Source organism: Kitasatospora sp. NPDC059571 (assembly GCF_042735675.1).
Lineage (GTDB): Bacteria > Actinomycetota > Actinomycetes > Streptomycetales > Streptomycetaceae > Kitasatospora.
The window spans coordinates 1-8460 of sequence record NZ_JBHWBW010000350.1; the positions used below are offsets into that span (position 1 = coordinate 1).

Annotated in this window: 7 protein-coding genes; 3 read left to right on the plus strand and 4 right to left on the minus strand. The window is 74.1% G+C overall.

Going from position 1 to position 8460, the window contains the following annotated elements; translation table 11 throughout:
• Positions 1-3: 3 nt before the first annotated feature.
• The gene (locus tag ACFV0G_RS29005; RefSeq protein ID WP_380554365.1) at positions 4-438 is read right to left on the minus strand and encodes a hypothetical protein; all 435 of its coding nucleotides are present in this window, start codon (positions 436-438) and stop codon (positions 4-6) included.
• Positions 439-549: 111 nt separating this feature from the next.
• Positions 550-903: a hypothetical protein gene (locus tag ACFV0G_RS29010; protein ID WP_380554368.1), complete on the minus strand. Its 354-nt coding sequence runs from the start codon at positions 901-903 to the stop codon at positions 550-552.
• Positions 904-1184: 281 nt separating this feature from the next.
• Between ACFV0G_RS29010 and ACFV0G_RS29015 the strand changes: the two genes are divergently transcribed.
• On the plus strand, positions 1185-2714 hold the full coding sequence (locus tag ACFV0G_RS29015) for an amino acid permease (RefSeq protein ID WP_380554371.1): 1530 nt from the start codon (positions 1185-1187) through the stop codon (positions 2712-2714).
• Positions 2715-2798: 84 nt separating this feature from the next.
• Here ACFV0G_RS29015 and ACFV0G_RS29020 read toward each other — a convergent pair whose 3' ends face one another.
• Positions 2799-4034, minus strand: a complete 1236-nt coding sequence (locus ACFV0G_RS29020) for a hypothetical protein (protein ID WP_380554374.1) — start codon at positions 4032-4034, stop codon at positions 2799-2801.
• A 286-nt stretch (positions 4035-4320) separates the two neighbouring features.
• Here ACFV0G_RS29020 and ACFV0G_RS29025 point away from each other — a divergent pair, with 286 nt between their 5' ends.
• On the plus strand, positions 4321-5493 hold the full coding sequence (locus ACFV0G_RS29025; protein WP_380554377.1) for a transposase domain-containing protein: 1173 nt from the start codon (positions 4321-4323) through the stop codon (positions 5491-5493).
• A 117-nt stretch (positions 5494-5610) separates the two neighbouring features.
• Here the strand turns inward: ACFV0G_RS29025 and ACFV0G_RS29030 are convergent, their stop codons facing one another.
• Complete coding sequence (locus tag ACFV0G_RS29030; protein ID WP_380554380.1) at positions 5611-6117, minus strand: MarR family winged helix-turn-helix transcriptional regulator; 507 nt, start codon at positions 6115-6117, stop codon at positions 5611-5613.
• Positions 6118-6351: 234 nt separating this feature from the next.
• Between ACFV0G_RS29030 and ACFV0G_RS29035 the strand changes: the two genes are divergently transcribed.
• Entirely contained in the window at positions 6352-8457 is a 2106-nt protein-coding gene (locus tag ACFV0G_RS29035; RefSeq protein WP_380554383.1) for an MMPL family transporter, read from the plus strand.
• Positions 8458-8460 lie beyond the last annotated feature (3 nt).

Consider the following 8460-nt stretch of genomic DNA (forward strand, 5'->3'; position numbering starts at 1 on the left):
GGCTCAGCCCTTGGGCAGGCCGAGCCGGTTGCGTAGGACGACTCCCCTGATGACGGGGACCCCGATCGCCCAGGTCGTGCCGAGCCCGAGGATCAACAGCCAGGGCAGGAAGCCGAGTCGGGCGCCGCCGAGGGGGGCCGGGGGCGCCACCACGGGCCCGAGCGCCAGCACCGGCCCGATGATCCAGTAGACCAGGTAGGTGGTGAGCACCTCGCGCACCACCAGGGCGTCCTCGCCGAGCATCTCGTAGCGGGTCACCGAGCGGGAGCCGTTGCCGAGCCGGGTGTGCAGCGTCGCGCCGACCCTCAGCCGGTGACGGCGCAGCGGGATCACCGGCAGGTCGAACAGCACCGCCCACCTGGTCGCGTGGTGGCTGCCGTCCGCCTGTCGGTGGCCGAAGCCGAGGCACTTGGTCCCGATACCGCTCCAGGTCGACACGGGTGCCCCCTCCGGGGGCCGCGCGGCCGCGCCCTCGGCACGACTGTAGCGTCCGCCGGCCGGTGCGCATCGGGATGCGGCCGATCCCTTCCGGGCCACGACGGGCCCCGGTCAGCGGGCCACCGGTGCTCCACCGACCAGAACTTGACGGTCCATCAGGAGAGCGCGAGCCTGGCCGAGGAGGGCGAGTGCGGCACGCAGGTGGCGGACGACCTGCGGCAGGAAGGCGCCGAGGAAGCGGTCCGCGCGGGCGCACTCGCGGGCGGCGGCGTCGAGCAGCCGGGCGGCGTCGGCGAGGGCCGGATCCCTGCGGTCGGCGGCGGCACGTTCGGCGATCTCGGCCAGCAGGGTGGCGATCTCACCCGCCCCCGGATCGTCCAGGACGTCCTCGCCCCACAGCAACAGCTCGCGCGCCAGCGCGCTCAGGAGCGCATCGCGGCGCCCCGTCCACCACCCACGTGTCACGGGGGGAATCCTCTCCGAACTCATGACCGTCCGTACCCGAAACCACCGGAACCGGCCATAACGGCCGGATCCGGCAATCGCACCCCAACGGTGCACACGGACACCACCGGCGGTTCGGAGCCGCGCGCCGCGCGGATCGGTCCGGATCCGGGCCGGATCGGCAGGAGTGCGGGCGGGCGCGGGCGGGCGCGGGCGTGGGGCTTTCGGCTGAAGCCCGGTCGGGCACGGCGTGCGCGGGGGTCGGCGGGGTACGCGTGATCGGACGACCCGAGGAGGACCGAATGACCAGTGCGCCCGAATCGAGACCGTTCCTGCGCAGCCTCGTCCGCACCAAGCCGGTCGAGCAGTCGATCGCGGATACCGAGGAGCCCGAGCACCGGCTGCGCCGCTCGCTCTCGGCGCTCGACCTGACCGTCTTCGGTGTCGGCGTGATCATCGGCACCGGCATCTTCGTGCTGACCGGCACCGCGGCCAAGAACCACGCGGGCCCGTCGGTCGCGCTCTCCTTCGCCGCGGCCGGCGTGGTCTGCGCCCTGGCGGCGCTCTGCTACGCCGAGCTGGCGTCCACCGTCCCGGTGGCGGGGTCGGCCTACACCTTCGCGTTCTCCACGATCGGCGAGCTGCCGGCCTGGATCATCGGCTGGGATCTCGTCCTGGAACTCGCGCTGGGCGCGTCGGTGGTCGCGGTGGGCTGGTCCGGGTACGTCCAGTCGCTGCTGGAGAGCGCCGGGGTGACGCTGCCGCACGCGCTGACCGGCGCCGACACCGGAGGGTGGAGCTTCAACCTGCCGGCGACGCTGCTGGTGGTGGTGCTGACCGCGGTGATCGTGGCCGGGATGCACCTGTCCGCGGAGGTCACCCGGGTCATCGTCGGCATCAAGGTCCTGGTGGTCCTGATCGTGATCGTGGCTGGCCTGTTCTTCGTGAAGGCCGAGAACTACTCGCCGTTCGTCCCGCCGTCGAAGCCGGTGGAGGGCATGTCGGGCGGCAAGACCCCGCTGGTCGAGGCGCTGTTCGGCTACACGCCCACCGACTTCGGCGTGATGGGCATCTTCACGGCGGCGGCCGTGGTCTTCTTCGCGTTCATCGGCTTCGACGTGGTGGCGACCGCGGCCGAGGAGACCCGCAACCCGCAGCGCGACGTGCCGCGCGGCATCCTCGGTTCACTGATCGTCTGCACCGTGCTGTACATGGCGGTGTCGCTGGTGGTGACCGGGATGGAGAAGTACACCGAGCTCTCCGACAACGCCCCGCTGTCGGACGCGTTCAAGGCGGTCGGGCAGGACGCGTTCGCCGACATCATCAACGTCGGGGCGGTCGCCGGCCTGACCTCGGTGACCATGATCCTGCTGCTCGGCCAGAGCCGGGTCTTCTTCGCGATGAGCCGCGACGGTCTTCTGCCGCGCACCTTCTCCGCGGTGCACCCGCGGTTCGGCACGCCGATCAGGGCGGTCGTGATGCTCGGGCTGGTGGTCGCGGTGCTGGCCGGGCTGATCCCGCTGGAGGAGCTGTCGGAGCTGGTGAACATCGGCACCCTGTTCGCCTTCATCGTGGTCTCGATCGGCGTGGTGGTGCTCCGCCGCACCAGGCCCGACCTGCCGCGCGCCTTCCGCTGCCCGTGGGTGCCGGTGCTGCCGGTGCTCTCGGTGCTGGCCAGCCTGTGGCTGATGATCAACCTGCCGGTGGCCACCTGGTGGCGGTTCCTGATCTGGATGGCGCTCGGCTTCGTGGTGTACGGGCTCTACGGGCGCTCGCACAGCCGGGTGGGGAACCCCGGTCTGCGGGCCGGCCCGGCGCGCGGCACGGACTGATCCGGGAACGGCGGGATCCCCGCCCGGCGGCCGGTACCGACCGGCCGCCCGGGACGGGGCCCGCCTGTGCGCTCGGGCCGCCCGTCAGCGGTACACCCGGACGTAGTCGGCGGCGAACTCGAGCGGCTCGGCCGATTCCGGGGCCGGGTGGTAGTTCCCGGCCACCACGGAGAGGTTGAGGATCAGGTAGGCGGACCACCGCGGGCCGACGCCGGCCCGGTCGGAGTAGACCCGGCTGCCGTTGACGTACCACTCGACCGAGCGGGAGCCGTAGTAGGTCCCGATGGTGACCCACTGGCCGGGGCCGATGTCGGCCGGGCCGCGGTAGTACTTCGCGCCGCGGCGGACCCGGTTGCTGAGCTCCAGCAGGTTCGGGTTGTCCGGGTGGTACTCGAAGCTGTCGACCTCGCCGTTGCCGTTCTTCCACGTCCACAGGGCCGGCCAGGCGCCCTGGCCCTCGGGCAGCCTGACCCGGGTCTCGACGTAGTCGCCGGTGCGGACCTGGAAGCCCTGGTCGGAGTACTCGGTGGTGAGCAGCCCGGTCTCCCAGGCCTGCCGGCCGTTCTCCAGGACGCGGTCGCTCGGGCGCGCGGTGAAGGTGGCGACGCCGTCGGCGACGCTGACCGCGCCGGTGGAGAGCCAGTCGAGCTTGTTGTCGTCGGGGTTGTGGTCGCCGTAGCGGTACGAGCTGGTGCGGTCCCCCGTCCAGCGGGAGCCCCAGGCGATGGCGGAGTCGAACTCGTCGGACCAGACCAGCGAGGTGCCGGAGAAGGGCGGGAGGCCGCCGCTGCCGCCGCCGGGGGTCGGCTGGTCGGGGATACCGGGCAGACCCGGCAGACCGGGGATGCCGGGCAGGTGGGGCAGGCCGGGCACGGACGGCTGGCCGGGCACCGCGGGGCTGCCGGCGCCGGCCGCGGGGGTGACGGTGAGCCGGCGGGCGGGCAGGTCGTGCCAGCCGTCCGCGTCGTCCTGCCAGTAGCCGAAGACGGTGTAGGTGCCGGGCGGGAGGGTGCGGCTGCCGGTGGTGACGCTGGTGGCGCCGCGGCAGACCCGGACGTCGGTCGCGGCGCCGGGGAAGTCGAGGTTGTTCTCGGCCTCGTCGCGGACGGCCACACCGAGGGTCTTGACGGTGGTGCAGGAGGAGGCGTGGACCGTCAGACGGGCCGCGGCGGCCACGCCCTCGGCCATGGCGACCGGTGCGAGGCGGTCCTGGACGATCCGCGGGGCCGCCGCGTGTGCCTGTCCCGGCACCAGGACGCCGAGCAGCGCTGCGACGCCGGCCGCGGCACCCAGTCTCCCCAGCAGTAGTGAAATGGGCATGACAATGCCTTCCCGTCAGCGGTACGAGGACCGACGTTCCGTTCGATGGCCGGTGGCCGCGGCGGACCGGGAGGTCCCGCGGCCCGCCCGGTCGGCGGCCTCCGGCGAGCGGGCGCTCCGCTCCCGTCCGGACACGCGCCGGCCGACTGCCGGCGGCGGACAGGGCCGTGGCCGCCGGCACGGTCCGCAGGTGCGGACACAGCGCTCAGGCTAGGCAGAGCCGCACGGCGGTGACACTTCGTGTTCTGACGGGTACTGGTGACTTAAGTGAATATCGTGGTCCGCGATGCCAAGAGCAGGCCAACGGAAGTCAGCCGCCGACGGATACCTCGCCCAGGCAGTCGCACTCGGAGTCCTCGCCCGGGCGTTCCCACCGGAGCACGTGCAGGAGGTGGTCTCGGTCTGCGGCCGCGCGGAGCGCCGCCGACGGCTGCTGCCTGCTGACACCGTGCTGTACTTCATCCTGGCGATGTGCCTGTTCTGGCAGCTCGGCTACGAGGACGTCGCCCGCCTCCTCCCCCAGCTCCCCCGGCGCGACCGCTGCACCTCGCAGGACTGGAAGGTGCCGACCACCGCGGCCATCGGCCGGGCCCGGCAGCGGCTGGGCGCCGACCCGCTGCGCGAACTACTGCACCGGTTCTGCCGGCCGGAGCGCCCCGAGCGGCACTCGGCGGCACGGTTCCGCTCCTGGCACGTGGCGACGGTGGAGGTGGTCCCCTTCGACCTGCCCCCCAGTCAGGCGAACATCCGCCACTTCGCCCCGGAGCCGGCGGATGACGGGGCATCGGGACCGTACCCCCAGGCGAAGGTCGCCGCCCTGACCGAGTACGGCGACGACGGCGTGTTCGGCGTGGAGGTCGGGCCGAGCGCGGCACCGGAGCACTCGCTCGCCGCCAAGCTGCTGCCGCTGCTCTCGGCCGGAATGCTGCTGATGGCCGGCCAGCGCCTCTTCGATCTCGACTGCTGGTACACGGCCCGGGCCGCCGGCGCGGACGTGGTCTGGCAGATCGGCGAGGACGTGCCGCTGCCGGTGGCCGCCCTGCTCGACGACGGCTCCTACCTCAGCGAGCTGCCCCGGCCGGCGGGCGGCGGCCGCGGCGAGCGGGTCCGGGTGGTCGGCTACTCCGCGGGCGATCCGACCGTCACGCACCGGCTGGTCACCAGCATCGCCGACCCACTGCAGGCCCCGGCCGGCGACCTGGCCGCACTGCACGCCCGCGGCCGGGAGGCGGACGGCGTGCTGGACGTCATCCGGGTCCGGCACGGCGGACCGCGCCTGGTGCTGCGCTCCCGGGACCCGGGCGGGGTCGAGCAGGAGGTCCTCGGCCTGTTCACGGTGCACCACGCCCTGCGCGAATTCCTGGCCCCGACACGCCGCCACCCAAAGTCACCGGTCCACGCGCGCGCGAACGGGGGTTCGGAGCACGGGCGCACCGGGGTGTCGCTACCACGCAGGTGACTCCGGGTCAGACAGTGCTGACGGCGTGTCGGGCAGGTGAGGCGGGGTGTCAGTTCGGTGCCGGGCGGCCCCGGCACACCTGCCGGACGGCCGCCGGGGCACCTCGGGCACCCGCGCTCAGGCCCGTCGGCGGTCACGCTCGGTGGCGAGTTCCTCGGTCATCCGGGCGAGGAAGCGGGCCACCGTGTGCAGCTCCGCCTCGTCGAACTCGGCCCGCACGGTGTCGGTGGCCTCCGCGACCGGGGTGAACCAGCGGGCGGCGAGGCTGCCCGCCTGCTGGTCGTAGTGGACCTGGACCTGCCGCCGGTCGGCGCCATCGCGGCTGCGGTGCACGTGGCCGGCCCGCTCCAGCCGGTCGAGGACGGCGGTCACGGCCCCGGAGGTGAGCGCCAGCTCGTCGCGCAGCCGGCCCGGCGTCATCGGCCCGGCGGACCCCGGCTCGGAGGCCCGCATGATCGCGAGCAGGGCGTTGACGTCCGTGGTGTGCAGCCCCTGCGCGGCGGCGAAGTCGTGGCCGAGCAGGTTCATCTCCGAGGCCAGCGCCTGCAGCAGGCGGCCGAAGGCCCGCCGGTCGATGGCGGCGTCCCCGCCGTCCTGACCCTTCGCCGCGCTGCCCGTCGCCATGCCTCTCCACCTCGGCTCGCCGTGCCCGACCGCACCGGCCCCGCTGGATCCGGCCGCCCCGAATCCGCCCGCCCCGAATCCGATGCGAGGCGTCCGCTCCGGCCGCCCCGGCCTCGCACCGGTGCTGACCGGGCCCAATCTACCGAACAGAAAATATCTCCAGCATCAAGTCTCTCAATGCTTGAGATATAGTCCCGGGTGTCCGGCACCCGCGCACGTTCCGAAGGGCTCCGCATGCTCTCCACCCGACGCCGCCTCAGACTCCTCGTCCCGCTGGCGCTGCTCGTCGTCTGGCTCGGCCTCGGCGGGGCCTTCGGGTCGTACGCCGGCCGGCTGGCCGAGGTCTCCACCAACGACAGCGCCGCCTTCCTGCCGCAGAGCGCCGAGTCCACCGAGGTCGCCCGGCTCGACAAGGCCTTCCGGACGGCCGCCACCCTCCCGGTGATCGTCGTCTGGGAGAGCCGATCCGGCACGGTCACCGCCGCCCAGCGCACCGCCGCCGAGCAGGCCCTGCACGACGCCGCCACGGTTCCCGGCGCCACCGGCCAGGCGTCGCCGGCGATCCCGTCGGCCGACGGCCGCGCCCTGCAGGGCGTCGTGCAGCTCCGCTCCGACCTGGGCCGCAGCACCGCGGACAGCGTCGACGCCGTCCGCACCATCGCCGGACGGGTACCCGGCACGACCGCCGGGATCGCCGGCCCGGCCGCCGTGCTCGCCGACCTCTCCGGGGCCTTCGCCGGCATCGACGGCCTGCTGCTCGGCGTCGCGCTCGGCGTCGTCCTGGTGATCCTGCTGGCCGTCTACCGCAGCGTCCTGCTGCCGCTGCTGGTGATCCTCGGCGCCGTCCTCGCCCTCGGGGTGGCCTGCGCCGTGGTCTACGTGCTCGCCGCGCACGGCATCGTCCGGGTGGACGGCCAGGTCCAGGGCCTGCTCTCGATCCTGGTGATCGGCGCGGCCACCGACTACGCGCTGCTGCTCTCCGCCCGCTTCCGCGAGGAGCTCCAGCTGCACGGCGACCGGTTCACCGCGATGCGGATCGCCTGGCGGCAGTCCGTGGAGCCGATCGCCGCCTCCGGGCTGACGGTCGCCCTCGGCCTGCTCGTGCTGCTGCTCTCCGGTCTCACCAACAACCGGGCGCTCGGACCGGTCGGCGCGATCGGCATCGGCTGCGCGGTGCTGTCCGCCCTCACCTTCCTGCCGGCCGCGCTGGTACTGCTCGGCCGCAGCGCCTACTGGCCGGCCCGGCCGCCCGCGGACGGCAGCACCCCCGTGCACGGCGTCTGGCGGCGGGTCGCCGCGCTGGTCGGCCGCCGGCCCCGGGCCACGTGGGCGGCGAGCCTCGCCGTGCTGGCGGCGCTGGCCGCGTTCGCCCCCGGCCTGGACGCCCGGGGCGTGCCGCAGAGCGAACTGTTCGTCAACCCGCAGCCCTCGGTGGCCGCCCAGCACCTGCTCTCCGCGCACTTCCCCGGCGGATCCGGCAACCCGGCCGTGGTGATCGCCGCCGCCGACCGGGCCGACGCCGTCGCCGCGGCCGCCCGCACCGTACCCGGCGTCGCCGCCGTCCGCCCCTACACCGGCGGCGCGCCCACCGCCCCGGTGCTGACCGCCGACGGCACGGTCCGACTGGACGCCACCCTCGCCGACCCGGCCGACAGCGACGCCGCGGTGGCGACCGTCCGCCGGCTGCGCACGGCCGTGCACGCCGTCCCCGGCGCGGACGCCCTGGTCGGCGGCTACACCGCGCAGCAGTACGACACCCGGGCCACCGCCCGGCACGACCGGACGGTGATCATCCCGGTGGTGCTGGTCTGCATCCTGGTCGTCCTGATCGGCCTGCTGCGCTCGGTGCTGGCGCCCGTGCTGCTCGCCGCGACCGTGGCACTGTCCTACCTCGCCACCCTGGGCGTCTCGGCCCTGGTCCTCCCCCACGTGTTCGGCTTCTCCGCCACCGACCCGTCCGTTCCGCTGTACGGCTACGTCTTCCTGGTCGCGCTCGGGGTCGACTACAACATCTTCCTGATGACCCGGGTGCGCGAGGAGTCGCTGCGGCACGGGACCCGCGAGGGGGTGCTGCGCGGACTGACCGCGACCGGCGGGGTGATCACCTCCGCCGGGGTGGTGCTGGCCGCGACCTTCGCCGCACTGGGCGTCATCCCGCTGGCCTTCCTGGTCCAGATCGCCTTCATCGTGGCGTTCGGCGTCCTGCTCGACACCCTGCTGGTCCGCTCGCTCCTGGTGCCCGCGCTGGTACGCGACCTCGGCGACCGGGTCTGGTGGCCGGCCCGGCTCGGGGCCGCCGAGCCGGAGCCCGCGGACGACCGGACGGCCGTCCGGGCCTGAGGG

Coding starts and splice junctions, on each gene's coding strand:
- ACFV0G_RS29015 (WP_380554371.1), top strand. CDS start 1,185: ATGACCAGTGCGCCCGAATCGAGACCGTTCCTGCGCAGCCTCGTCCGC.
- ACFV0G_RS29020 (WP_380554374.1), bottom strand. CDS start 4,034: ATGCCCATTTCACTACTGCTGGGGAGACTGGGTGCCGCGGCCGGCGTC.
- ACFV0G_RS29025 (WP_380554377.1), top strand. CDS start 4,321: ATGCCAAGAGCAGGCCAACGGAAGTCAGCCGCCGACGGATACCTCGCC.
- ACFV0G_RS29030 (WP_380554380.1), bottom strand. CDS start 6,117: ATGGCGACGGGCAGCGCGGCGAAGGGTCAGGACGGCGGGGACGCCGCC.
- ACFV0G_RS29035 (WP_380554383.1), top strand. CDS start 6,352: ATGCTCTCCACCCGACGCCGCCTCAGACTCCTCGTCCCGCTGGCGCTG.